Genomic DNA, 26,240 nt, shown 5'->3' on the forward strand with positions numbered 1-26,240 from the left:
CTGCGAATATTAACTAATTTCAGTTTTACGTCGCGAATGAACAAACACCTCCGAGCATGGGACCAAATGTTCTTATTCAAATCATTCTCACCTATGAGCCTGATTTGAATAGACGACGTTAGCCGACTATCGTTTAAGGTAAATCGGTATGGGCCGAACGGAACTAATTGATTAAATCGTAACAGGTCAAGCAAGAGCAAGGCCGTATTTTCGATCAACTAGTTTTGGCGCCTCCCGAATACATCGATAGTTTCCTAGGTGCCGTAGATCCTTCGATATACCCGATTTTGCCTACCTGTAAAGTCGTGATCATTTACGATTTAATCGTAAATTTCGGGTAGTAACACTCGCAATCTATCGCTGCTCAAACTTCATCTGGTTCTTGTTACTACTTCGATCTGCCCAAAGAAAACTGGGATTTTCTTTGATTCGCCCGTGGTTTTGTTTCGTTAGTGGGTTTCTAACACCTGGGCGGTGTCATTGGCATGATACTTGTCTTCTACCTCTTGTGGCATTCGGAGGTTGGGTGTGCTGTGGAGGCGTTTAGGGTTCCACCAGTGGACCCAATTCATGGTTTCGTATTCCACCTCGAATACGCATGCCCCATGCGCGTGAGTAGATCAACTCGGTCTTGTACAGGCCGTTAACACTTTCAGCCATCGCAATCTCGTAAGAATCTCCTGTTGCCCCAACAGAAAGCCTGATCCCTTTCTTGCGTAGTCGTTCCGTATACAGATGGGACACGTACTGGCTGCCACGATCAGAATGATGCGCCAACTGGCTCATGTCTCCTGTCGCGGCAGTTAACGTATGATTAAGGGCCTCTCTAAGGGCAGGGCTTCTGTTTTCATGGACGCGCGCACGGCCCAGCCCACGATCCTGCAGCCGAACACGTCAGTGACAAAAGCCGTGTAGACAAACCCCGTGCAGATACGCACATAGGTAATGTCAGCGACCCACAACTGGTGGGGGCATCGGCACATTACCTGCGTTTAACCAGATCCGGACAATCATCCTTGCCACCCCGTGAGAGCGTAGCTTTCAAGCCCCCCCCCACGACTCACGCCGCCAATCCCAGCAATCTTCATGAGCCTGGCTACCTGGTCGCCTCCCACCTACCAGCCCTCCTCTTGCATTGCTTTGGTGAGTTTGACCGCGCCATAAACGTTGTCATTGTGCTGGTGCACTTTCCTGATGATGGGCAGCATGTGTTTATCACGAAATACTGCGCGTTGAACGTGATCTGCTTTTGGCATACCGGTAAGCGCGTGATGGGATGAAGGCGCCTTCGAGGTGTTCGCGTAGTGTCCGGCCAATCAACTCGACCCCGTTTGTCAATGAAACGGATTCACACGCGGGCCGGGACGGCCTGGCTCGGCTGCGAATAAAGCCGATGCTGCTTTGAGAATTTCATTGACCCTCTCCATTTCAGTGAGTTTGGCACGAAGCGATCTGACCTCAGCAGCCAACTCATCACGTGTCAACTCATTAGTTGGCTGACGCGAAGCCCTAGCGGTTTTGATTCAACTATGCAGTGTGTAATGAGAAACCCCGATCTTGGAGCAATTTCTTTACACGCAGTCTCAATCGAGCGGTGATGCGTATCTATATGCTCCTCAGTGAGGTGTGCAGTGAGGCTTTGGAATTCATCGTTGAATCGTTTGGGCATGTCCATGATCCTTTTAACTCTGGATACGGAACAAACCCCAGGACGAATCACTACACCACCGTTGAATTATGAAAGACTCCACGCCAATGAAGTGGTCTTCACTGGGCGAGCGAGGAGAGACCAGATGGAAGGACAACGCTACGCCCTCATGCCCGAGGAAGTCGTCTCCACCTCCAAGGTGATCTGGCAGAAACAGAATGAAGTCTTCTAAAACGGGAACCAAAAAGAACCAACGACTGACGCAAAGCCAACTCCCAAACGCTTAGTTTCGGCCACCCCAAAACTGGATGAAGTCGGCGTCATCAGAGCACTCTCAGCCTCCGAAGCATCCACGCTATCCTCACCAACCTCCAGATACGAAAAGTTTGGCACCCACTTTTCTGCAATATGAAAGGAAAGCAGACTACCTGGCCAACACCAGCCCAGGAACGGCGTGTATCTGCTCGTGCTAAATAATGGATCTCTAATGACCGACGTTGATACGCCAGGCAGTTGCCAGCACCTTTCAGAAACCGCGCGCCACCAATGCTAAACACGGAGTTCAGAACGCTAACCATCAAGGTGCGCAGGTCAACCACACTCCTCACCGAGCACCAATACTGTGATGGTGAACCCCTCATGTCCTCTCAGCCAGACACGCCTCGGACGGGCATTCTTGCTTACTACACGGCCTCTATTAATCTTCAAGGGTGTTAACACCAGAGGTGACAACTCTGAATGTTAATACCAGGCCCAAACGCCAGAATTGACGTTACCTCACTTCAAAACGCTCTGAAAAACGTATCAGTGACGTGAGGTACGCACGAATGACACCATCAGCCAAATCGTCGCGGCGCACAACAGGCCAATGAATGGGGAATGAGGCACCTTGAGCCAGTAACCCAACTGCAGGCCCAGCATTGTGCCCAAGCCTCCAAAGGCGTAGGACCAGCTCATTACCCGCTCGAACTGGCTACCAGAAAAATACGTTTGACGGTGCGCGCTTAGCACACTCATTCGTGCCCGAGCCACCACCACATTGGCAAACACAAAGACCAGAGCCAGAACAAAAGACACTTCGCCCCGCCACACCGACACAGCCAATGCACACACCAGCACGCAAGACACCGCGGCACTGAGGTTGAGGACTACCTGGGAGGAACTGCACTGAGCCATCCAGCGGCCAACCTGGGGGCCGAGCGTGGCCGCCAGACCAAAGACCAGCAGAACGGTAGCCATGGCATCATATTTCGACAACGATGACAGCGAGGCCACCCACAAGAACAACAGTTGGCCCGTCAGTGCGCCAGCCACCTGAATCGCAAAGGACAACAGTGGTGAGGCAGGACCCGAATGAATCAAGTCATGCACAAACTGCGACAGTGGCGTGCGCTGGCCCATCGCCGAGTACTCCTCAGCATCCACCTCATCACGCGGGGCAGCCAGCAAAAAAGCACTCCCCGACCACAGGCGTGAGCCAATCGAAAGTAGTGACAAGACAATATTGCCCGCCAAGAGCCACAACACCGATACGGCAGCGATCACCGAGCCCAACGGTGCCAGCACCACAAACCCAAAAAATGCCAGCATCGAATCGACCGTTGCGTTAAAGGCCAGCGCGTCATTACCCGAACGGGCCGCCAAACCCGCTCCATAGAACTCATCCGCAATATCGCTCACAGGGGCGACCAGCAGATCCAGCAGCACGTACCCCACAATGAACACATGTGTATACGCGGGGAGCATCAACACCCCCGCAACCGCCAGCAGGGACAAGGCAACTTCCACTACGTCAGCCCCAATGAGCGCCCAGTTTGGGCTGATCCCTCGCAAGAGGCGAGCATAAAGTGGGAAGAGGATGACAGTTAGTTCACCAAAGGTTGACACTGCTACGACGGTGGCCACGGAAATCACCCCGGCCGAGGCCAGGCCATCGAAACCACCCTCGACCAGACGGTTACCCATGACAGAAAGCACAAGTGCAGCCGACATGAGACGGCGGGCACGAACAAGCGAGCGATGGTTCAGAGTAGTTTTCTTCTGCAAGTTTTCGTCCGATCAAGAAATGCGGAGCACTACATCAGTGTCGAGCAAAGAAAAACGCATTAGTGACTGGAGACCGGCGTCGACCAACCGGAACCATAGGGGGACAATAGACAATGTTATTGAAATATTCGAGACCTAAAACGACCTTGAGTCGCGCATGCTTCGTAACGGAACTTAACAGAACTTAATACCAGGGCTGAGAAAACGTCGAAGACCTGAGAAGGCACTTTTTACATATTCGGATACTTTGCAAGATTCTCAAAAGGCAGTCCACCGTCATCTGTCACGATGTACTTTCCTCAGTCGCCACTTGTTACTGGCGAAGTTCCGTGAACGCACGCCGAAGTGCCAACCTCCGCAATTTTAGAGGTTCCGAAACCAATATTCCCTTCACCATCTCCGCTAAGTGAAACCACGCAGAAAACATATCTCTGCTACGAAAACTCCGAAGACGTGGCACTCCACCGTTTCTGTATGCGCCACTAATTTCATTAACAAACTGCCCCCACAGGCCTAGTGGTGACTCAGGAGTCAGATAGCAATTGCCCCACACTGATAGTAAGGAGGAGTTTGTTTTCAGGATTGCCCTCAAGCGCTTCGTTTACCCCGTACAAGATCGCTTCTCGAACACTAATCCCTGCTGCCACACCAGTACTATTTTGATTAGAGGCATTGTTCGGCACTACGGGACACAAACCGAACTCCGAAACGTTAAGCCGTACTGTAAAACGTTTAGGCATACTACGAAACGCTTCGTGCCTCAACCACCCCAAAACTGGATGAACTTCGCCTCGCCAGACCGCCCCTCCCCTGGCCCGGCAACCGCCACCGCAGCCCCCCCACCAGCCACTAGGTACGAAAAAGCCGGGCACCGACTTTCCCGCAATATCAAGGGAAAACAAGCCACCCGGCCAACGCCAGCCCTAAAACGGCGTGTATCCGTTTGGACTGGATAGTGGAGCCACCTGTGGGAATCGAACCCACGACCTGCTCTTTACGAGGGAGCTGCTCTGCCGACTGAGCTAAGGTGGCATTTACTGCACTATGCAGTGCGTCTTAGGCTACCGGGGGCTTGGTCACACGTGCAACATGGTGAGCTCGCTATGCTCGTGTCATTGCACACAGCGCCGGACATTAAGGAGTTTTCATGCACGTCCATGTCCTGTACACCGGTGGCACGATCGGCATGATCGATTCTCCGCGCGGCCTGATTCCCGGCGCTGATATTGCCTCCTGGCTCAACAAACTTCTCGCCTCGGCGCACACCACTGTCTCTGCGTCGCGCGATGTTCCACCACTGCCTGCCTCTGTCACATTCAGTGCGCTCGATCCCGTCATTGACTCGTCTAATGCCGACGCAGATTCCTGGCAACAGATCATCACGGCGCTTAACACTGACGCATCCTCCGCCGACGCCGTGGTGGTTCTTCATGGCACTGACACCCTTGCGTACACTGCCAGCGTTCTTGCTGTGGCCGGGGAACGTGGGGCCCTTACCTCCAATGCTCCAATCGTTCTCACTGGCTCTCAGCGCCCCGCATTAGCGAAGAATTCCGACGCCGCGACAAACGTCCTCGGTTCTCTGTGTGCTTCCGCTCTGCTCGCCTCTCGTTACCAGGAGAATCTCGAAAATACTGTTCCTGTCGCGATTTTTTTTGATGACGTGCTCTTGGCTGGCTGTGCGACTACGAAAATTTCTTCTTTCGACGACCATGGTTTTGCTTCGCCCAACCGTGAAGTTCTTGCCCGAGTGAAATCCGATGGTTCATGGACAATATCCCCCGATTTCTCGTGCGGCACTGGCTTGAACTGGGGTGCGTTGCCATCATTTGCCCAATCGCGAGCAATTGTTGGAGCACTGCCCTTACGTCCTTGTGACCTGGTAACCGTAGAGATTACACCGGGCCTGTCTGCCGATCGTCTCATCGCTGCTTGTTCGCCTCATCCTGATGCGTTAATTGTGCGGGCCTTTGGTGCGGGCAATGTTCCCTCCACTGAAGGCTCTGCCGGGGCAGCCTGTGCAACGCTGGCCAGCCGTGGAGTGCCGGTTATTGTCACCAGCGCATGCGTCCAAGGTGAGGTCAGTTTTGGTCATTATGAAACCAGCAATGTACTTGTTCAAGCCGGTGCGTTGAGTGCTGGCAGCATGACTGGAGAACTCTGCGTTGCGCTCCTTCATTGGCTGTTGTCTCAGGGTTTGGATAAGCAGGCGCTGGTTCACGCTTGGGGGTTGCTCACTGCCTAGTTGCTTAAGGACAATACGTCTATGAGTACGTGGTTATTAAGCAATGTCCGCCTATGGGGCGAAAAGTCCGCTGATGTGGTGATTGATGGTGAGTCCATCTCGCATGTCATCCCTCGCGGGGCAGCCGATAGCACCGAGCCGTCTCTTCCTGATGGTGTGATCATTGACCACACGGTGGATGGCCAGAACATGGTGGCACTTCCGGGTTTTGCCAATGTCCACGCTCACGCTGACAAATCATGGTGGGGATTACCGTGGCAATCTTGGGGTGGGGGGCCCGGTCTTGATGGTCGGATTTCCTGGGAGCGTGAACGCCGTGGGGCACTCAACATTCCTTCGGCTCCGATCACGACGCGCGTGATGCGTGAGTTCCTTCGTCATGGCACCACCTCGATGCGCTCACACATTGACGTGGATCTGGGTATTGGTCTTGCTGGTATCGATGCTCTTGAGCAGAGTGTGGCTGAGTTGGATGGCGCTATTCGTACTACTGCTGTGGCATTCCCACAGGATGGTGTACTGCGCCGCGATGGCGTGGCTGACCTACTGCGCAAGGCTGGTGAGCGTGAGATTGTCAGTCATATTGGTGGCTTGGATCCTGGCGCCATTGACCGCGATCCTCATGGCCAGTTGGATCTCATCACGGGGATTGCCGCTGAGGCGGGCAAGGGAGTTGATATTCATCTCCATGATGAGGGCACGCTTGGTGCTTTAGAAATTGAGTTGCTCTGTGATTTCACCGAGCAGCGTAACCTTCAGGGTAAGGTCACGATTGCTCATGGTTTCGGCATTGTGGGCATGGACCCTTCCCACCGTCGTGATGTTCTTGAACGTATGGGCGTTCTGGGAATGTCGATGACTACTGTCGCCCCTCTTCGGATGCGTCAATTCCCTCTGGCCGAGTTCGACGCCGCGGGGGTGCGTTTCGGTTTCGGTACCGATGGCATTCGCGATTTGTGGGCACCGTATGGTGACGGGGATATTCTTTCGATTGCTTGGCAGTACGGTCATGGTAGCGGGGTCGTTCGTGATGAGACGTTACGCCGTGTAGTGGAGATTGCCACTGTGGATGGTGCTGCCATGGTGTCTCATGATCCATTGCCTGCTCTGGATCGTTCTGGTGAGGCAGCACTGCGTGGTTTCGAATCTGGTTCGCGCGCCGATGTGGTTCTTATTGATGCAGAGAATGCTTTAGATGCATTGGTGCGCCGCGTTCCTCGTCATACGGTAATTGCGGGTGGACGGATGTTCCGCTGTGAGGATCTTGCCCTCAGTCCTTGGGAGTAATGCCCACACAAGATTGGGAATCTTCTTTCCGTGACTGAGTTGCGTGGGGGGCCAGGCGAAGCCTGGCCCCCCCCCAAGGTTTCTGTCAACACCTACCTCTAGGTCTCAAGGATTTAGTTCCGTCCCTTGCAGACGGTTCCTTCTTTTGGCATGGTGCCGGAAATGAGGTAGTCGCTCACGGCGTTGTTAATACATGCTCCTGCACGTCCGAAAGCGGTATGCCCTTCGCCTTCCCAGGTCAGGAGCTCGGAGTCACTCAGTTGGTCGTCGAGGTTTACTGCCCACTGGTAGGGAGTGGCGGGGTCACCGGTGGTACCGACGATGAGGATAGGGGCACTACCTTGCGCATGAATGGGCTTACGCTCACGTGTAGAAGGGTGGCCCCATGCTTCACATGCGAAATCTACGTACCCCATGTCGGCGCCGAAAGTTGGGGATAGTTTTTTCAGTTCTTCAGCCTGCTTGTTCCACAGGTCATTATCACCTTCGACGGGGTAGTCCAAGCAGTTGATAGCACTAATGACTTCTCCGGAGTTACCGTCATAAGAGCCATCATCTTCGCGTCCGGCCATGAGGTCAGCAATCATCAGCAGCACCGAACCGTCATGCTGCTTCATTGCTTGATCTAAGCCCATGGTGAGGACATCCCATGATTCATCTTGGTACAGAGGACCGATAATGCCAGACATAGCCAAACCGTAAGTCAGTGGACGGTCAGGGTCTGATGTAGGAATCGGTGCCGTCTTCGTAGCTTCGAGGAATTGTTGAATTTGGCGTACGCCATTATCGACGTCTCCCGTCAGGGGACATTTATTTCCTGCCTGACAGTTTTCAACGTAAGCACGCAGTGCTTTTTCAAAGCCTTCTGCCTGCCCAGCGGAAAGATCAGCGGCACTGAGCGATGGATCGATAGCGCCGTCGAGCACCATGCGTCCTACATTGGCTGGGAAGAGGTCAGCGTAGGTAGCACCGAGATAGGTGCCGTAGGAGTAGCCGAGGTAGTTCAGGTGGTTATCGCCCAGCACTGCACGGATGACGTCCATATCTTTAGCTGCTGACACGGTATCGATGTGGTCAAGAAGGTCTGGGATTCCAGTTTCTTCTTCAGTCTTGACCTGGCATTTGTGTGCGAAGTCAGCGATTTCTTTGCGGTCAGCATCGGAGGGTTCTTCCACTGCCTCGTAGTCTGCTGAACGTTCTTCATCCATTTCCTCATCACTGATGCAATCCACGGGGGTGGACTTTCCTACGCCACGAGGATCGAAGCCCACGAGTGTGTAGTTATCCGTTACCTCATGGGGAATCATCTGAGGAAGGTTTTCGACCAGGTCAATTCCGCTTCCGCCAGGTCCCCCGGGGTTGAGCAGGAGGTGACCGAGGCTACCGTCATTGGTGCGCTGTTTCAGTTCTAGGGTAAGGGTTTGACCGTCAGGTTTGGAGTAATCGACGGGCACGGTGAGGCTTCCACACTCATAGTTGGTGCCGCACTCGCTCCAGTCGATGGTCTGTTCGTAGAACTGTTCTAGTCCTTCAGGGATGGGAGCGGCTGAGCCTTCAATGGGCACCGGCTGGGCACTGGGGCCTGCCTCATCGGATTGGAGGTCCTCGCAGGCACCGAGGAGGAAGAGGGATCCTGCTGCGAGCAGCACCATGGAGGATTTCGCTAGTCGTGTCAGTGCCATGATCCTGTCCTTCGTTCATGTCCGTGCGTCATCACTCTCATCACCATGGAGTCTTTGACGGTGACTGACCTGAGTCGTGAGTGGTTGGCGAGGTGTTCTGGTCTAAGACTACGCAGAGTCTGTTCGCTGTGCCCTCATCCCTATGGGGGAGATCTCCACCGTATACGTCAGGCGTCTAGTCGTTGCGACGCAGCCACGCAAGGATGATTCCGAAAACACCGGTGGCTACCACAGGAACAACGACCATCACCATGACGACAGTCGGAGCCAGGGGAACGCTCGCACTCGCTGAGTACACGATGGTGAGGCGAGAGAATGCTGCTGCCACTAATCCCGTAACCACCAGGCCCACACCATTGAGGGCGAGAACCGTCGCGGTTCGACGATGGGCCATTTCTTGGACCCACCACGCAACGATGAAGAACGGGATAGCGAACCACACACTCACATGAAGAATCCCCTCACTTATCGTGCGATGAACAGCGCTGCTATACCCATCAACCAGTGACACCGTGCTCACGGGAGCAGGGGTGGCTCGGGAAGCGAACTTCCACATCTGTTCCCAACTCTGGGCAGTCATTGTCTCGTGTGCGGTATCGAGGTTGATGAGTCCGCGAAGGAGAGCCACTCCCCTGCTGCGTTTGCGTGATGCCAGTGTTCGGGCTTTGTCATCAAGTGCCGCGAGCGCATCAGCAGGGTCAATATCGCCTGCGAGAAGAGCATCGGTTAGCGCGGTGCAGTCACAGAGGTCACGAATCTCGTGGCTCGTGGTGTGCTGAGCGGTTCGGGTAAAGGGAGCACATTCAGCTTGCCAGAAGTTCAGCCAGCCCGGCTGCGCGGAAAGAATGCGCTCTACTCTCCACAACGATTCGTATTGTTCGGCGAGGATGGCGTTGACCGATTCGCGGCTGGTGGAAAACTCCGCATCAGCATCCTCCGGCGAGGTGCCCTCCTCATGAAGCAGCCGTGCAGCATGTGCCATCACGTCTTCTACCCCGCTCCACCGTTTAGCCATAGCTGCCCCGTAAGGGCCTTGCTGGTGAAGAAGAACCTGCATCTCCATGTCATCGCTGTGTGAGAGATAACGGCGGATACTGCGGGCTATCTCCCGCTGCCTCGCCTGACTTTCAGTGCGATGTAATCGACGAGCGGCAATGGGGGAAGACAAGGCAAGCGCGAGAAATAATGTGCCCACTGCTGCTCCTAGCCCGATACTCACTCCAGCCGTCAGAGGTGAGGTGATCACGCGTGGCATGAGTGCATAGGGGGCGCCCGTCGATGCATACGCCACCCCAACGCCGACGCCCACAATCAGTGCGCACCACAGAGAGAAGGTGAGGCTTGGAAGTGAAAAGGAGCGGGCGGCGTCGTGAAAACGATTGACGTGGTGACGGATACGTCCGGGGATTGAGGGCACCTTAGTCATCGCTCCCCTTTCTGAACGCGAGGCGAGCAGCAGGGTCACTCTCTTCACGAGGTGACATGGTGAGGAAACGATACTGTCCTACGTTTCCTGCCATGGCGTATCCCGGGAAAGACGGCGTGCGCACCAGTTCGTGGCAATCGGCCGCCAGGCGCTGCTGCTTGAGAACAATGCCATCAAGGTGCTCGAGCGCGATACTGACAGTGTTCTCGTCGTAAGGAACGGGAGGAAGGGACTCCCCGCTGCGCAAGGCTTTGCATTCATCACTCAACGAATCGATTCGGCCAAGGATACGGGCAGCGTTTTTTCGGCCCATGCGCTTGGTCATTCGGCGCAGTTCAGTCATGTCTGCGTCGATGAACACCAGATTGTCAGAGATGAAGCGACGCATGTGCTCTTTAGTGATGCGTCCGCGTTGACCTGCCTGGAGGTTCGGCACCACGGCAGCAATGGAGGCCAATGCGTCGATGCCGTTGAGGAGGGTGCGGGTGTCTTGGCACAGTTGCCATAACTCAGCAATCTCCTCATCACTTGCTTGCTCGTCAGGAGAGATTGCGGTGAGGTGGAGGCGGCGGTAGACCTCGGCGCTGAAGTCTTGCCATTGGGATAGTCACCCGGTGATGGAGGATGAGGCTCCAGGAATCTGAAGTGCCGCTAATTCGATGGCTGCCGTGTGGCGTTGCGCTAATGCCCAGGCTTGGCGGGCTTCTTCGTTGGCTTGGGTGAGGCGCTGTTCTTGATAGTCCGCACGCGCCCAGGGACCCCACTGGACTCGTGCCATCCGGCGAATATCCGCTAACCCCGTGACCATCCAGGCCAAGAATCCTGCCAGTATGCTCACGACCCCCAGCAGGACGAACACGGCGAGGCGATCATTCACCGCCTCAGCGTCTGGAATCGCTCCAGAGTCACCCATGCCATGGGCGGCATCAATAATCGGATGAGCGGGGACAAACTGCAGCGGGATGATGACCGCGAGCGCAGCGAGGGTCATGCACACGAATACCGCAAGGAATCGGCTAAAGGACAGCGTTGATTGAACCTCGTAGCGCACCGACATGAGTGTGAACGTTTCAGTGGGCTTGAGGCCGCAGGGCAACCATCATGGCTTCCACGGCAAGCAATGGGGTGGCGTTCGTGCGCAGGCGAGCGCGGCACTGTTCGATGGCTTCGATACGTTTAAGCGTCTGCTCTGTGGATGAGGAGCGAGCCTGGGCTGCTACGTCATCGAGTAAGTCCACGTTGACGCACTCCACCTCACTACCGGCCTGCACCGCGAGCACGTCACGGTAGAAGGACAGAAGGTCAATCATGGCGCGATCAAGAACGTCCGTGCGAGCACGTTTGGCTCGACGCTTTTGGTCCTCTTCAAGTTGACGGACCTGGGCACGCAAAGCCGGCGGCACCTTGGCCCCATCCTCAATACCCAGAGATTTCATGAGCGCCGCTTTTTCTTGGGCATCGCGCATCTCTGTGGCTTCTTTGGCTTCTGCTTCAGCCTGGCTGACCAGTTCAGAGGCCGCGAGAACAGCATCCCCCACACTGCGCATCCGCACAGGCTGGCTCAGCAAGTCCGCGCGACGTTCCCATGCGCCGTCATCGCAGGCCAGGTGGCGGGCCAGTCCAATATGGGACTGGCTGGCTTTGGCGGCACGAATAGCCAACTGTGGGTCAGCACCGTGGCGGCGTACAAGGAGGTCAGCCACGTCCTGGGCTGGTGGGACCCGCAGCGTGAGCAGGCGGCAGCGGGAGCGAATCGTGGGCAGCACGTCATGAGCACTCGGGGTACACAGGACCCATACGGTCTGCGGGGGCGGTTCTTCAATGCTTTTGAGCAGCACGTTGGTGGTGCGCTCGCTCATGCGGTCAGCGTCTTCCACCACGATGACGCGCCAACGTCCTTGCCAGGGTTTGCGCTGGGCCTCGTTGATGAGTTCCTTGACTTCAGCCACGGTGATCATGAGGCGTTCGGTGGCTACGCGCACCACGTCTGGGTGAGAACCTGCCATCACATGGCGGCATGGTTCGCACTCGCCGCACCCTGGCTCATCTCCCGTACATTGCAGCGACGCTGCGAAGGCCATTGCCGCCACGCTGCGTCCACTTCCCGGCGGTCCCGTCACCAACCAGGCGTGGGTCATCGCTGAGGTGGATTGGTCTGACTGAGCAGACTGAGCACCCTGCGAGTTGAGCGGGCGCATAAGTCGAGAGGCCTGGGCGGCGGCTTTCATTGTGGCCACAACAGATTCTTGACCAACAACGTCTTGCCACACGCTTGGGCTCATGATGCCTCTCCTGATGACTGTGGGGTGGAGTCATCATTATTCCGCATAGAGGCAGCCAGGTCATCGAGTTCGATGACACTGCGCTGAAGAATTGGTGCCATCACTCGGCGAATGTCGGAAGCAACAACCTCGATGGGCTGATCCGCATTAATGACGGCAAAGCGCTCGGGTTCGGCGGCTGCCAGGTCGAGGAACTGTTGGCGCAGTGCGCGGCGGAACTCATCGCCTTCTTGTTCAAGGCGGTCTTCCTCTCCACGCTGGCAGGTGCGCTGACGCGCGAGGAGGGGATCGGCGTCGAGAAGAATTGTGATGCGGGGCAGCAGACCGTTGGTGGCCCATAAGGAAAGATCGCGAACTTGGTCGGCACCCAAGCTCCGTGCGGCGCCTTGATAGGCGACGGAGGAATCCAAGTAACGGTCGGTAATGAAGACCTCGCCGCGTTCTAGTGCGGGGCGAATCTTCGTTTCTACGTGGTGGGCGCGGTCAGCAGCGAAGAGGAGTGCTTCGGCTCGCGGTGCCACGTCCCCTCCGTGGAGGAGTAGTTGGCGGACCTGGACACCCAGTTCTGTACCGCCTGGTTCGCGAGAAACCTGACAGGTGTACCCCAGGGCAGTGAGGAGTTGGCGCAGCAGATTAATCTGCGTGCTTTTGCCAACCCCGTCCCCACCTTCGAAGGAGATGAAGATGCCACCCATAGGTGTCACTCCGAATCAGACGCGGAGGACTTGGTGGTCTTCTTCGCCGCGGACTTTGAGGCCGTGGACTTTGCTGTGGTCTTCTTTGCAGTCGATTTGGCAGCAGTCTTCCGGGTCGTAGTCTTCTTCGCCGTGGTTTTCTTGGCGGTGGTCTTGCGGGTAGTTCGCTTCTTGACAGGACCCTTGGCACGCTTGTCAGCAAGGAGGTCGTAGGCGCGGTCCTCGGTGATTTCCATGGGGTCATCGCCACGAGGAACGGTCACGTTGGTTTCACCGTCGGTGATGTAGGGGCCGAAACGGCCATCCTTAATCACCACGGGCTTCTGGGTAGCCGGGTCGGTGCCCAGTTCACGCAAGGGACCCTTGGCGGTAGCGCCGCGGCCGCGCTTGGGCTGGGCGTAGAGGGCCAGTGCCTGCTCAAGGGTGTAGGAGAAAATCTCGTCCTCACTGGCCAGTGAGCGAGAATCCTTACCCTTCTTCAGATACGGACCGTAGCGACCGTTCTGGGCAGTGATTTCTTCGCCACTCTCGGGATCCTTGCCCACCACGCGTGGCAGGCTGAGCAGTTGGAGTGCCTGCTCGAGGGTCACGGTGGCCATGTCCATGGAGGCAAACAGCGAGCCAGTGCGAGGCTTGTCCTTGGAACCTTCATCAAGGATTTCAGTGACGTAGGGGCCGTAGCGTCCATTCTTGACCACAATGACATGTCCAGATTCAGGATCCGTACCTAGTTCACGCCCATCGGATGCGGCCAGTTCAAACAGTTCCTTAGCCTTGTCTACGGTCAACTCATCGGGGGCAATGTCTGAGGGGACATTAGCCCGCTTACCGGCTTCATCCTCAAGATAAGGGCCATAACGCCCCACACGAAGTGTGTAACCTTCGCCGATGTCCACGGAGTTAATGGCACGAGCGTCGATTTCACCGAGGTTTTCCACCATGTCGCGCAGACCCGGCACAGATGATGCTGTGGGGTTCTTGGCTCCGCGGTAAAACTCTTCGAGCCATGCAACTCGGTCCACATCACCAGCAGCGATCTGGTCCAAGCCTCGTTCCATAGAGGCAGTGAAGTCGTAATCGACCAGGTCGGAGAAGTTTTCTTCGAGGAGCCTGGTTACGGCAAAAGCAAGCCATGTAGGAACTAGTGCCTGCCCCTTAGTGATGACGTAACCGCGGTCAGCGATGGTGCTCATTGTGGCGGCGTAAGTGGAGGGGCGGCCGATTTCACGCTCTTCCAAGGCATGAATGAGCGAGGCTTCGGTGTAACGCGGCGGAGGTGCGGTCTCGTGACCAGACGCCTCGGCATTGACTGGGAAGAGTTCCTGACCGGAAGTCATCTGAGGCAGGCGAACGTCCTTATCCTTAGCCGAATCGTCGTAACGCCCTGCTTCACGGCTTTCCTCGTAGGCGGCGAGGAATCCACGGAAAGTAATGACTGTACCGCTAGCGCTCAGACCTGCTTCCTTAAACACCTCAGAGGAAGCGTCACGGGAACGTCCGGCCACAGCATCTAAAGGGGCCACCATTGACACGGATGCGGTGGTGCCTGTGGCATCTGCCATCTGAGAAGCAACCGTGCGCTTCCAAATAAGTTCGTAAAGGCGGAACTGGCTACCACTCAGTTCATCCTTCACTTGAGAAGGGGTACGGAAGTGATCGCCAGCGGGGCGGATTGCCTCGTGGGCTTCCTGAGCCCCCTTGGTTTTGGTGGCATAAATGCGAGGCTTGGCGGGGACGAATTCCTTGCCGTACAACTCAGCAATCTGGGAGCGAGCCGCCTTGACTGCTTGGTCGGATAGGACGGTGGAATCCGTACGCATATACGTGATGTAGCCACCTTCATAGAGGCGCTGGGCCACACTCATCGTATCGCGGGAGTTCATCCGCAGTTTGCGGCTAGCTTCCTGCTGAAGACTAGAGGTGGTAAAGGGCGCAGAGGGGCGGCGCTTGTAAGGCTTGTTTTCTACGCCGGCAACCCAGACACTGCCCGCATTAATAGCAGAAGCAATAGCCTCAGCCCCGCCTTGATGAAGATGAACAACTCCAGCCTTACGGGCTTTATCCGTCATGGAGGCATCGTCATCAAAGTCCTTACCGGAAGCGACTCGGCGGCCATCCAGGGAGGTCAGGCGCGCTGTAAATGTCACCTCGCCGTCGGGCTTATCCTCTGCTGAGGAAACGGCAGCCTTATCAACGCTAAGAAGAGCTTCAACGGAGTAGTAGGTGGCGGCGGTGAAGGCCATGCGGTCACGTTCACGCTCAACTACCATGCGAGTGGCCACGGACTGAACCCGTCCAGCACTCAGACCGGCACGGACCTTTCGCCACAGCACGGGACTAACTTCATAACCCACGAGGCGGTCAAGAATGCGGCGAGTTTCCTGGGCATTGACACGATCCATGTCAATGTCACGCGTGTTATCCAGGGCACGGGTAATAGCTTCTTTGGTGATTTCCGTGAAAGTCAGGCGCTTGACCGGAACCTTAGGCTTGAGGACCTCTTTGAGGTGCCATGCGATGGCTTCGCCTTCGCGGTCATCATCAGTGGCCAGATAGAGTTCACTGGCGTCTTTCAGAGCCTTTTTCAGTGTGGTGACGGTCTTTTTCTTATCCGCGTTGACCACGTAATACGGGGTGAAGTCATTGTCCACGTCGATGGCGAAGCGGCCGTAGGGCCCCTTCTTCATGTCGGCGGGAAGCTCAGAAGGTTGAGGAAGATCGCGGATGTGTCCCACAGAAGCGGCTACGGAAAAGTCTGGCCCCAAGTAATTAGCAATCGATGCGATCTTGTTGGGAGACTCCACAATGACGAGCTTAGTGGGCACGATGTTCCTCGCTGGATTGGTGACGATCTGACGCCAAAGATACCGGGGTATCGGCGGCGGGCAGGAGGGTACGCACCGTGGCGTACCTACGGTGACTTTAACCTAACTTTTCTTCTGATACAGAACACGAGGAAAACTGTGGCCCGTGGAAAAGGGTGGCTTTATCGTGAAAACCACAGACTTGTGGGAGAGAAAGTGTGAACTCGTTAAAACTCTTCAGGCAGTGTGGGAGGCGGATTGAGATAAAGCAGTGACCACATCATGCCAGTGGCAATACTCAAACACAGGCCAGCACCAGTGGCGTACCAGAGCATGTCACCAAGCCATGAGGTAGGCAGGGTTGAAGCAGGAGTATGGTCAATGAGAGCAATGCCTACCCCGCTAGTTACCGTGGCAATACCAGCAACGACAATGCTGGCAATTAGCGACAGCAGTGCGAGCCATCCTAGGAGAGCGGTGCCGACTCGCGCCGCTTTCGCTATGGGGTGGCTCTGCTCGGGATACATGACTGGCTTCCCCCTGAGACGATCATGATCATTGAAAGCCCCCAGAGCCACCATGGCCCACCCCCATGTAGCCGCTACGAGGAGCGCTGCCGCTACATCTGAGGGGCGGTGCCATTGAGCAACTAGGGTCGAATACCCCATGAGGAACGCCAGCGTTGCTCCAATCCATGCGGCTAGTGGGCGCCAGCGAGCACTTGTCACCATCACCAACGCCACCGCTGCCGTGGCAGCAATTGTCGTATGGCCACTGGGAAGAGTGTTTGCTCCATCCCAGCGTTCAGAAAATCCCCACATGGGGCGGCTGAAAACCACGTGTTTGAGTACCTGTGTAGTGAGGTTGGCTCCAAGAACGGCAACCGTAGCGTAGATGGCTCGGTGAGCGCGGCCGTGAAGCCATGCCGTTAAGACAATAAGAACAGCAAAGATGATTGCTGCAGGCATCGAGACGGTGTGAAGGATAGTTTTTGCCCCACCATCTACTCGCCATGCACCAATATAGGAACCCGCAAGCGCGCGGGAGTCTACGAATTGCCCCAGGTGATGATTGACCATCACAAACCAGATCAACCACACACCAATCGCCCCGAATAAGGTCAGGGCGGCGGCGAGGCGACGTTTAGGTTCAGGCATAATGTGGCCATCCTACAAGTGAGTGCTAAGACCACGGATAATAGCCATTTCAGTTGGGCGCATAAGAAGTAGTCACAGCAAACGCTGCAGCGAGTACTCACTCGTATGGCACCGTTCTTCTCTGCGTATCACTGCTTCCGAATGTTATCCGTCCCTTTTGCACCGTTTTACTCCCGGGTGGTTTGCCGTCAGAGCCTCCGTTACTTAGCAGTCGTTCTCAACCAGGTAGTAAGGGCAGCGATTACTCCTGGAAACTCAGCATGCCTACGTGGACGAGTCGTCGCGCTTCGGCACACATTTGCTGCAGCATCGCAGAGGGATCTACCTCCATCAATGCACTCATGGCGCCAGCGATTTGCCCGAGGGTCAGTTCACCATCTGATACGTCAATAAGGGCAACCATGGTGGTGGTGGCCTGAATCTTTCGTCCAAATCCGCCACCTTGACTAAGGACCATCACGGTCGGTTCACTAGCGGCAGGCATGAAGTGTCGCTCACAGGTCACGTCATTAGCACGCAGTGGAATAAGTTGTGCCAGATCCTCGTCAGTCAGCTCTCGGATGAGGTCATGCTGCCCAATGATGTGGGTAAGGTGCTCCCCCAAGGGTGCGTTACCGCTGGACAAGATTTCTTCCTGCATCCGCCACGGGCTGGGGTTGGCGGATGAGATCGCAGGGATTTTATGAATCATGACCATGCCGAAGCCCACGCCATCGACTCCACGCACAACATGGTCCTCAATCCACGCATTCAGTGCAGCGCTAAAGGTAGCGCGGTCACGTTCAGGGGTGATGCCACCGTCACGCAGCCACATGGTGGCGTATTCAATGGGGTCAGAGAATTCTCGTTCAACAAACCAGGCGTCACAGTCATCTGCGACCCAGGTGTTGACCTCATCCTGCCAAGTGCGGCCAGAGTGGTGTTCCCAGTTCGCGAGCATCACGGCGATACCTCCAGGCTTGAGATGTTCGCCTACCTCGCGGATAACAGTGGGAATGATGGGGCCACCGGCATCACGGTATTCCATGAGTCCCACCCCCGCTTCACGCACACTAGGCGGGGTGAGAACAAAAGGTGGGTTGGTGGCCACAAGGTCGAAAGTTTGCCCGGCAACCGGGTCGAAGAGACTACCGTGAGCCAGAGTAAGGCGATCACTATGACCGGCCAAAGCTACATTGAATGCCGTAAAATCGAGGGCCCTTTGCGAAATATCGGTGGCAGTGACGTGGTCACTGTGTCGAAGGAGGTAGAGGGTTTGAATGCCACATCCGCAACCCATGTCGAGTGCGTTAGAAACATGCTCACGCGGAGTGAGGCGCACCAGGGTCATCCCCGCTCCACCAATACCAAGCACATGATGGGATTCGAGAGGTTTACCAGTAGTAAGTTCACCGAGATCTGAGGCCACCCACCATTGTGTGGTTCCGTACTCGTCAGATACCTCATGAGGACGCAGGTCCACAAGCGCACGAATATCACCAGAGTCTGTGCGGGCCACAAGGCGCCAGGTAAGGAGGTCCTCCACGGATATGGAGGGCAAAGCGTATGAAAGTTCTTCACTGCTCACGTCCTGCCCCAGCATGAACAGTGCCGTCAACACGGCCGACGCCGCATAATCGGGGGCGATAGCACTCTCGCCATGCGAGGTCGAATCACAAGGTATTGATGCCGTGGTTTTATCAATGCTGTCTTCGCATGCGCGCACAAGGCGAGCGCGCGCTACATTAACTTTTGTGATCGCCGGTTCTGGACGTTCGCGCAGAAGAGCATTGTGCGCCCACGTGCCAAGAAGTTCGGTAACAGAGTCAATTGTCCATTGACTGCGAGCAAGGGCTGAGCGCAATCGCTTTGCGTCATCAAGGTTTGTGAATGATGGAGCAAGGGGAGAGTAAATATCCATAGTGTTTTCAGTATCCATGTGTGTTCTGAACAGATTGCTCATCACTAAAACAGGTCAGCGCAAAGTTTGCTGATACGTTTAAGGCTTACCTTGTGGGGCGTACCAAGAGTTTGAGCGAACAAACTTACGCGGAATTCTTCAAGCATCCAACGCCCCTGAATAACAGTAGCCAACTGGCTAGGAGGAATCTGGGCAAATTCTTGTGCCGGAGGATATGCCACCACGTCACCGAGTTCAGTCAATGCGATACTCAATCGCTGACAGGCCTTCTCCACCACATCACGTGCTTGTTCTACCTGATAGGCCAGAGCATCATCGGCAGCCACATTTCCTGATGCCTTATCAATACGCATTGCAGCAGCTTTGAGATATCTCGGCAGGTGTTGCAAAGTTTCTACGGGGGTGGCGGTTATAAATCCGTTGTCCACGAGAGCGGCGGATGTTGCTTTTACCTCAGCTAAAGTTCCTAGCAATGCCATCGACGTATTTGATGACACTACCTTGTCTAGTTCTCGCTTAGCGCGCAGCGCTCGCGCTGCGCGGCCAGCCACCACGTACACCTCGTCTTCGAGGTCGTTACGCATCATCCGCACCAAATCGTTAAAGACTTCTTGGGTACGGATGGCACTTAGATGAATCCCTCGATCATCACAGAAGCGTTGCGCAACGGCTCGTGCCGCAGCAATCTCCATGTCCATGACAAGAGCAGCAGTCGATGGATAAGGGCTTGCAGCCAAGTCCATCGACTCAGCGGCATTCCACCGCGAGGTGATGCGTCCTTGCGCTAACACTGTGGCATTCAATGCCAGCGCAACCACACCGTCGGCATGAGCAACGGCCTGGTGGGCTGGTGTAGCCATGATGCGCAGGCCAACGATTCGCATCCCTGGAGTTTCTGGCTTGCTGCCACGCCAGTCCTCGGCGATGAACGCAGGATATCCGCGAACGACGAGTCCCGCAGGCCCTGAAGATTCCACGTCATCAGGAAGCGGCGTATCACTGAACTCGGCTGGCCAGCCGTCGAGGCGCGCATGTTCCACGAGCCCAGCCTGAATAACACTGGCTGAAGAGGTATGAGAAGCAGCAGGACGCGGCACCACACCATTCGTCCCCTGCACCGCAGAAACATCATGCCCTGCCGCACCAACAGCAGCCTGACCCTGACCTCCCTGGGAACGTTTTCCTCCACGGCCACGCTTCGCGTGTTTTGAGCCATCGTCGGATGAAGCACCAGCAAAGCTCACGCCGCTAGCAGCCATGGCCTCTTCAAGGGCCCCACGTACAGCGCTTCGCACCGCAGCTTGGGCTTTGGATGCGAGGCGCTCTTGGAGGGCAGGCAGGTCAGTGCTGCGTCCAAGGATTGCTCCGCGCCCGTCACTAACCACAAAACCCATAAGGAGATGATCGGGAAGGCGAGTGGCGGCGTCAGCAAAATCGGAAGTTGCCACCTCAACTCCGGCCAGTTCCACAGCCGCCTGGGCAAAAGCATCACAGAAGGAGACTGCGGGTGCCGAGAAACCCTCAGGGATGGGGTAGTGCGTGCTCATCCATTGCATGATGCGCCGGCCCATATCGGGAGCGGGAACTAAGTGTCGACGGACACGTTTAGGGAGTGCGCGGATAGTGGCCACGCAGAGTTCTTCGCGCATACCTTCGACGAGCCAGTCGAAACCTTCATTACGGACGCGAGGCAGAACCTCAACGGGAATGCGCACGCTCACACCGTCATCGTGGCGTCCAGGTTCAAAAACGTACTCAAGCCCCAGGGTAAGGTCACCTTGCTGCCAGGAATCAGGAAAACCGTCTACTCCCACATCTCCGGGAAGAAGAACGTCACGGGTGAAGGTAAGCAAGTCAGGGTTTTCGCGGCGTTCGTTCTTCCACCATGTATCGAAAACCGCAGCGGAGGTAACGCTAGCGGGGATGCGTGCGTCGTAGAAAGCCACGAGGCGCTCATCATCCGCGAGCAAGCCGTGGGTACGATTTTTATGCTCGACCTCAGCCAGTTCTTCGACCAGTTCTCGATTCTTACGAACAAAAGCATGGCGAGCATGCCATCCACCTTCCACAAGTCCGTGACGAATGAACATTTCACGGGCTACGGCTTTGGCAGCATCGGTACCGACGCTAGCCAAAGTCGCGGGACGATCAGCTGCGAGAGTCAGGCCGTAAAGCATGACCTTAGAGTGAACCATGGCCGCACCTTTTCGGGTTGACCAGTAGGGCTCTCCGTAGACGGTAGTCGTCAGGTGGCGTGCAGTCTTTTCCACCCATCGGGGGTCAATTTTGGCAACAGTTCGCGCAAAGAGTCGGCTGGTTTCTACCAGTTCGGCGGTCATCACCCAGTCGTAGCTCTTCTTACGCAAGCCAGATCCAGGCCAGATAGAGAAGTGGGAGCCGCGAGCGCCGTCATATTCGCGGCGGCGTTCGTTGTAGGAGCCGAGGTTAGATAGCAAACCAGTGAGCAAGGACTGGTGGATGGCGTCCGCATCTGGGGTGTCCGCACTCTTGCCCAGAGCCACGACAGCTGCCGCTACGTCTGCATGGGCAAGGGTGGTATGCCCGTTAGGTAGAGCATCAGCTGCGGCCTCAATGGATTCGGGGCTGGGTAAGTCCACATCGTGAATGTCGATGGTGAGCGCACGTGCCATCTGTTTGAGTTGGACGTAAAGGTCTTGCCATTCGCGCACACGTAGGTAGTGGAGGAACTCGCTGCGGCACATACGGCGGAAGGCCGAGGAGCTCAGGTCGCGGCGCTGAGTGCGAATGTATCGCCATAGGTTGAGGTAGGTGAGGAAGTCGCTGGTTGGGTCGGCGAAGCGCCGGTGGAGTGCGTCAGCGGCTTCTTGATGCTCTGAAGGGCGCTCGCGTACGTCTTGCATGGACAGTGCGGCCACGATGACGAGCACTTCGCTGGCGCATCCTAGGCTCGCTGATTCGAGCAGCATGCGGCCCAAGCGCGGGTCCACGGGGAGGTGAGCTAGTCGCCTGCCCAGCGTGGTCAGTCGTGGTGCCTCGTGGGCACTATAAGTGGTGCGTTGGGAGGTCAGTCCCTCCCCTGTCTCGTCTTCTGACGACGCCGTGGTCCTGCTTCCCGCAATCGCTCCAATTTCTGCCAGGAGGGTTACGCCGTCTCGAACCGCCCGGGAGTCTGGTGGATCAACGAAGGGGAAATCGGCCACTGCTCCCAGGCCTAGTGCGGCCATGTGGAGAATTACTTGGGCCAGGGATGTGCGGAGGATTTCGGGCTCGGTGTATTGGGGGCGAGCCTCAAAATCTGCTTCAGAGTAAAGGCGGATGGCGACACCGTCAGCAACGCGTCCGCATCGACCGCTGCGCTGGTTGGCACTTGCTTGGCTGATGGGCTCGATGGGGAGGCGTTGGACTTTGGTGCGGTTGGAGAAGCGGGAGATACGTGCTAGGCCAGGGTCTACCACATAGCGAATGCCGGGGACTGTCAGTGAGGTTTCGGCTACGTTGGTGGATAAGACGATGCGGCGGCATCGGTGGTTTTCAAAGACTCGGTGCTGTTCGGCTGCGCTAAGGCGCGAAAAGAGGGGGACGATTTCGACTGCGTCGGGGCGAGCAGATCGTCCGTCAGCGGTGAATCGCGGTCCAAGGTGATCGATGAGTGCGGCTTGAGTGTCGCGAATGTCGCGTTCGCCTGCGAGGAAGACGAGGATGTCTCCGGGGCCTTCGTTCATGAGTTCGTCGCAGGCGTCAATAATGCCGGTAACTTGATCAATAGGGTCACTATCCTCGTCATGCACAGCGCCTGGAGTGGCATAAGCTCCGCCCATGGCAGCGCTGGTTGTTCCCACTGCGTCTTCTGTAGGGTCCAGGGGCCGGTAGCGGATTTCTACGGGGTAGGTGCGTCCACTGACTTCAAGGATGGGAGCAGATTGTCCGTTGGTATCGGCGAAGTGCTTAGCGAATCGATCGGAGTCGATGGTGGCGGAGGTAATGATGACTTTGAGATCAGGGCGCTTGGGTAACAGACGTGCGAGGTAACCAAGAATAAAGTCGATGTTAAGGCTACGTTCGTGAGCTTCATCGACGATGATCGTGTCGTAGCGCTTAAGCAGAGGGTCGGAGTGAATTTCGGCTAGGACAATACCGTCGGTCATCAGTTTGACGAGGGTATTGGGACCTGCTTCGTCGGTGAAGCGGACTTGGTAACCGATGATGGAGTTTTTCGAGACGGTGGTTCCCAGTTCCTCAGCAATACGTTCAGCTACGGACCGAGCGGCGATTCGGCGAGGCTGGGTGTGCCCGATCATGCCGGTGATTCCGCGCCCCAGTTCCAGGCACATTTTGGGGATCTGGGTGGTTTTTCCCGAGCCCGTTTCACCGGCAATAATCACTACTTGGTTGTCAGCAATGGCTTGTTTGATTTCGTCACGGCGAGCGCTGACAGGTAACTGTTCGGGGTAAGTGATGGTAGGCAGACTATCGCGTCGTGCCTGGAGTTGTTCCTCGGTGAAGGGACGCACAGGTGCGCCGGCACCGAGGGGGCGGCGTGAGTTGTTGCGGCGTTTACCGTGCTTTGGGCGGCGACGTGATGATTCCTGCTGAGAAGCCATAGGAGTTCATCGTATGGCACGTTAGAGAACAGCCGAAACCAGGCGGCAGACGTTATCGACGTAGCGGCGATAAATAGGCTCCTGTGACCACTCGTCCAGAGTTAATTCACGAGAGACAGACCGGTACGTAACGTCATTATGGCGCAGCAGATCGTCAAGGTCGCCGCCAAAAGCTAAAAGCATCACTTCGTAGTTGAGGGAGAAGGAGCGGAAGTCCATGTTGGACGAGCCGATGACGCCGATACGGTCGTCGACAGTCATGTACTTAGCGTGAAGTACGGCGGGTGCAGGGTAGAGGTAAATCTTGACTCCCGCTTCAAGCAGTGCGTTGTAGTAGGAGCGCTGGGCGTGACCTACCACGAACTGGTCTGCTTCTTCACCGACGAAGAGTTCTACACGCACCCCACGTGCCACGGCACTAGTCATAGCAGCCAAAAGTGCTTCATCAGGGATGAAGTAGGGGGAAGTAATGGTGATGGTCTCCCTAGCGATATACATCAGCGCAGTGAACATGCGCAGATTGGGTTCAACACGGTACCCAGGGCCGGAGGGAACCAACTGCATTGCGTTAACTTTGCCACCCACTTTGTTTTCTGCGTGACGTTGAATCATCAACAGAGCTTGAGCGAGCGATTCGTCTTCTTGTGCTTGGATTTCTTCTTCACGGCGGTGAGCGTTAGCGAGTGCGGCGACAGGGTCACTGGGGCGGCGCACTGTATCGGGAGTACGTTTGCGCGGTTCGTCAACGTCATAGTCGCCGGCTTTGCGAGTGGCATTAGGACCTGGATTAAGACGTTCACCGGACTCGATATACCAATCCATGGCAAAGATCGCTTCAGCTTCCATGACGATATTGCCGGTCAGTTCCACCGTAAGGTCATGCCAACGACGGCCAATGGAACGGTTCTTAGCAGAACCGTAGTGCGGGTCAATGATGTTGTGACTTCCAATGAAGCCATGTTCACCGTCAACTACGAGGATTTTGCGATGGTTACGCAAATCGGGGCGGCGCCACATGCCTCGCCAGGGCAGGAGGGGCATCATGAGATGCCACTGAATCCCTGAGTCACTCAGGCGTCGCTTGAAAGCGTGCCACCCCTTGTATTTACGTGAACCCAAGTGGTCTAACAAGAGGCGAACAGTGACTCCACGATTGACTGCCCGCACTAATGCTTGGAAGAACGGATCCGTAGTCTCATCCCAGGCCATAATGTAAAACTCAACGTGGACGAAGCGTTCTGCTTTATCGATAGCTTCGACCATGGCATCGTAGGTATCGACAGGATCAGACAGGATGTTTTCGACTTTGCCGGTCACACAAGGAACACCGGTGTACTGGCGGTTCATACGAAGGATTCCGGCTAACTCTTCACTGGGGTTAGCGGTGGGGGGTGCATCCGGGAGATCGCGGGTATGACTCAGGGCAAGTTGGGTAACTGCTTGTTGAATGTCGTAGCGGCGCCCATGAACCCGGGGGCTGCCCATAATGAGGTAGAGGGGTAGTCCCACCACGGGCAAAAACAAGATCAGCAGCAGCCATGCGGACGATGATGAGGGGCGCCGGTTTTCGGGAATGATTCCGACCGCCAGAATTTTGATGGTGTATTCCAACACGACCCAGAGGGTGGCAAGGATTGGCGGCGCAGTGGTCATGGATTAAGTCTCCCACAAGGAGGACAGGTGTTTAAGGATGCTGCAAGGGCCCGTCCTGAGATTCTCAGGCCGGGCCCTTTGCATGAGTTCCGGTCCTTGGGTCCCACCCCATGGAGGAAAACTCCTTCACCAGAATGCGTGATGCAGTCCCTTACCCACATCACAGACGCAAGATGCTTTGGTCATCGGCACTCCCCAGTACCTCGCAGAACCTCTTGTCTGATGGCAGTAACTATCTAAGATGATGTTGCTGGGAGTACACCCAAAGTTTCCCTGGAAAGAACCTGGGAAACTATGGGGCATGATGTAATTTCTGCCATACAGTCGCATACGACGGGCTGATTTCCTCAGGATTTAGCGGTTTTCCATCAAAAGTCCAAGTCAGTAAATAACGCAAATCAAAGCGCCTTGAACACTGATAGCAGCTCACTGGAGTTGCCGGTCGACGCATACGGTCCACATAGTGCCCCTGCGGACACACCCCCACCCATCGCCCCAAAATCCGAGGAGCACAAGAACTGACGGTACGTTCACCTGTGGAACCAATTTCTTTCGCCTTGGCCCGCCACACGGCGTCATGGCCATGATCGGGTCCAACCAGAGCGTGAGCGATTTCATGAAGAATCGTTTCGCGCACTTCTTCAACACTATAGAGATCCATCAATGGCCCACTCAGTTGAATAATGCGGTAGCGATAATTGGTTTGGCCTGCTCTACGACGGGCATGGTCGAATTGAATGGCCCAGTCATGTAAGCCATGCTGACTCAATAAATCATTGGCCATCGAGGCAACATCTACGCGATCCACGCTGCTACCTTATCGCGCCGCATC

At 55.9% G+C, this 26,240-nt stretch carries 17 protein-coding genes and 1 tRNA gene; 2 read left to right on the forward strand and 16 right to left on the reverse strand.

What is annotated here, in order from left to right; translation table 11 throughout:
- Positions 1-543: 543 nt before the first annotated feature.
- From A9753_RS02115 to A9753_RS02125, 4 genes are all read right to left on the reverse strand, one after another.
- The gene (locus tag A9753_RS02115; RefSeq protein WP_067779468.1) at positions 544-786 is read right to left on the reverse strand and encodes a DDE-type integrase/transposase/recombinase; all 243 of its coding nucleotides are present in this window, start codon (positions 784-786) and stop codon (positions 544-546) included.
- A gap of 17 nt (positions 787-803) precedes the next feature.
- Positions 804-983, reverse strand: coding sequence for a DDE-type integrase/transposase/recombinase (locus A9753_RS10160; protein ID WP_425394237.1), 180 nt, complete (start codon positions 981-983; stop codon positions 804-806).
- A 1,469-nt stretch (positions 984-2,452) separates the two neighbouring features.
- Entirely contained in the window at positions 2,453-3,694 is a 1,242-nt protein-coding gene (locus tag A9753_RS02120; protein WP_067779471.1) for an MFS transporter, read from the reverse strand.
- A gap of 956 nt (positions 3,695-4,650) precedes the next feature.
- Positions 4,651-4,726: transfer RNA gene (locus tag A9753_RS02125), tRNA-Thr, on the reverse strand.
- 115 nt (positions 4,727-4,841) lie between these two features.
- On the opposite strand from A9753_RS02125, the gene A9753_RS02130 reads away from it, so the two are divergent.
- Complete coding sequence (locus tag A9753_RS02130; RefSeq protein WP_067779474.1) at positions 4,842-5,939, forward strand: asparaginase domain-containing protein; 1,098 nt, start codon at positions 4,842-4,844, stop codon at positions 5,937-5,939.
- Positions 5,940-5,960: 21 nt separating this feature from the next.
- Positions 5,961-7,226, forward strand: a complete 1,266-nt coding sequence (locus A9753_RS02135; RefSeq protein ID WP_067779477.1) for an amidohydrolase family protein — start codon at positions 5,961-5,963, stop codon at positions 7,224-7,226.
- A 113-nt stretch (positions 7,227-7,339) separates the two neighbouring features.
- Here A9753_RS02135 and A9753_RS02140 read toward each other — a convergent pair whose 3' ends face one another.
- The 12 genes from A9753_RS02140 to A9753_RS02195 all read right to left on the reverse strand — a co-directional run bounded on the left by A9753_RS02140 (position 7,340) and on the right by A9753_RS02195 (position 26,216).
- Positions 7,340-8,908 (reverse strand): alpha/beta hydrolase, encoded by a 1,569-nt coding sequence (locus tag A9753_RS02140; protein ID WP_067779478.1) that lies wholly within the window; start codon positions 8,906-8,908, stop codon positions 7,340-7,342.
- 175 nt (positions 8,909-9,083) lie between these two features.
- Positions 9,084-10,334, reverse strand: a complete 1,251-nt coding sequence (locus A9753_RS02145) for a hypothetical protein (RefSeq protein ID WP_067779480.1) — start codon at positions 10,332-10,334, stop codon at positions 9,084-9,086.
- Positions 10,327-10,791: a hypothetical protein gene (locus A9753_RS02150; RefSeq protein WP_067779484.1), complete on the reverse strand. Its 465-nt coding sequence runs from the start codon at positions 10,789-10,791 to the stop codon at positions 10,327-10,329. Before A9753_RS02150 ends, A9753_RS02145 begins: the two co-directional genes overlap by 8 nt.
- Positions 10,792-10,941: 150 nt before the next feature.
- Positions 10,942-11,391, reverse strand: coding sequence for a hypothetical protein (locus A9753_RS02155; RefSeq protein ID WP_141673264.1), 450 nt, complete (start codon positions 11,389-11,391; stop codon positions 10,942-10,944).
- 13 nt (positions 11,392-11,404) lie between these two features.
- Positions 11,405-12,616 (reverse strand): DNA polymerase III subunit delta', encoded by a 1,212-nt coding sequence (locus tag A9753_RS02160; RefSeq protein WP_067779490.1) that lies wholly within the window; start codon positions 12,614-12,616, stop codon positions 11,405-11,407.
- Positions 12,613-13,311, reverse strand: a complete 699-nt coding sequence (gene tmk, locus A9753_RS02165; protein WP_067780303.1) for a dTMP kinase — start codon at positions 13,309-13,311, stop codon at positions 12,613-12,615. Before tmk ends, A9753_RS02160 begins: the two co-directional genes overlap by 4 nt.
- 5 nt (positions 13,312-13,316) lie before the next feature.
- Positions 13,317-16,136, reverse strand: a complete 2,820-nt coding sequence (topA, locus tag A9753_RS02170; protein WP_067779493.1) for a type I DNA topoisomerase — start codon at positions 16,134-16,136, stop codon at positions 13,317-13,319.
- Positions 16,137-16,342: 206 nt separating this feature from the next.
- Positions 16,343-17,272, reverse strand: coding sequence for a phosphatase PAP2 family protein (locus A9753_RS02175; RefSeq protein WP_067779495.1), 930 nt, complete (start codon positions 17,270-17,272; stop codon positions 16,343-16,345).
- 241 nt (positions 17,273-17,513) lie between these two features.
- Positions 17,514-19,190 carry a DUF7059 domain-containing protein gene (locus tag A9753_RS02180; RefSeq protein ID WP_245637329.1) on the reverse strand — a complete coding sequence of 559 codons (1,677 nt, stop codon included), beginning with the start codon at positions 19,188-19,190 and terminating at the stop codon, positions 17,514-17,516.
- Positions 19,191-19,216: 26 nt separating this feature from the next.
- Positions 19,217-23,755 (reverse strand): ATP-dependent RNA helicase HrpA, encoded by a 4,539-nt coding sequence (gene hrpA / locus A9753_RS02185; RefSeq protein ID WP_067779497.1) that lies wholly within the window; start codon positions 23,753-23,755, stop codon positions 19,217-19,219.
- Between the two features lie 21 nt (positions 23,756-23,776).
- Complete coding sequence (locus tag A9753_RS02190; protein ID WP_067779499.1) at positions 23,777-25,408, reverse strand: phospholipase D-like domain-containing protein; 1,632 nt, start codon at positions 25,406-25,408, stop codon at positions 23,777-23,779.
- A gap of 292 nt (positions 25,409-25,700) precedes the next feature.
- Positions 25,701-26,216, reverse strand: a complete 516-nt coding sequence (locus tag A9753_RS02195; protein WP_067779501.1) for a SprT-like domain-containing protein — start codon at positions 26,214-26,216, stop codon at positions 25,701-25,703.
- Between the last annotated feature and the right edge of the window lie 24 nt (positions 26,217-26,240).

The sequence above is a fragment of the Actinomyces vulturis genome (assembly GCF_001687305.1).
In the GTDB taxonomy this organism is placed as follows: domain Bacteria; phylum Actinomycetota; class Actinomycetes; order Actinomycetales; family Actinomycetaceae; genus Actinomyces; species Actinomyces vulturis.

Coding starts and splice junctions, on each gene's coding strand:
- A9753_RS02115 (WP_067779468.1), bottom strand. CDS start 786: ATGAGCCAGTTGGCGCATCATTCTGATCGTGGCAGCCAGTACGTGTCC.
- A9753_RS10160 (WP_425394237.1), bottom strand. CDS start 983: ATGTGCCGATGCCCCCACCAGTTGTGGGTCGCTGACATTACCTATGTG.
- A9753_RS02130 (WP_067779474.1), top strand. CDS start 4,842: ATGCACGTCCATGTCCTGTACACCGGTGGCACGATCGGCATGATCGAT.
- A9753_RS02135 (WP_067779477.1), top strand. CDS start 5,961: ATGAGTACGTGGTTATTAAGCAATGTCCGCCTATGGGGCGAAAAGTCC.
- A9753_RS02140 (WP_067779478.1), bottom strand. CDS start 8,908: ATGGCACTGACACGACTAGCGAAATCCTCCATGGTGCTGCTCGCAGCA.
- A9753_RS02145 (WP_067779480.1), bottom strand. CDS start 10,334: ATGACTAAGGTGCCCTCAATCCCCGGACGTATCCGTCACCACGTCAAT.
- A9753_RS02155 (WP_141673264.1), bottom strand. CDS start 11,391: ATGTCGGTGCGCTACGAGGTTCAATCAACGCTGTCCTTTAGCCGATTC.
- A9753_RS02160 (WP_067779490.1), bottom strand. CDS start 12,616: ATGAGCCCAAGCGTGTGGCAAGACGTTGTTGGTCAAGAATCTGTTGTG.
- tmk (WP_067780303.1), bottom strand. CDS start 13,311: ATGGGTGGCATCTTCATCTCCTTCGAAGGTGGGGACGGGGTTGGCAAA.
- A9753_RS02175 (WP_067779495.1), bottom strand. CDS start 17,272: ATGCCTGAACCTAAACGTCGCCTCGCCGCCGCCCTGACCTTATTCGGG.
- A9753_RS02180 (WP_245637329.1), bottom strand. CDS start 19,190: ATGGATACTGAAAACACTATGGATATTTACTCTCCCCTTGCTCCATCA.
- hrpA (WP_067779497.1), bottom strand. CDS start 23,755: ATGGCTTCTCAGCAGGAATCATCACGTCGCCGCCCAAAGCACGGTAAA.
- A9753_RS02190 (WP_067779499.1), bottom strand. CDS start 25,408: ATGACCACTGCGCCGCCAATCCTTGCCACCCTCTGGGTCGTGTTGGAA.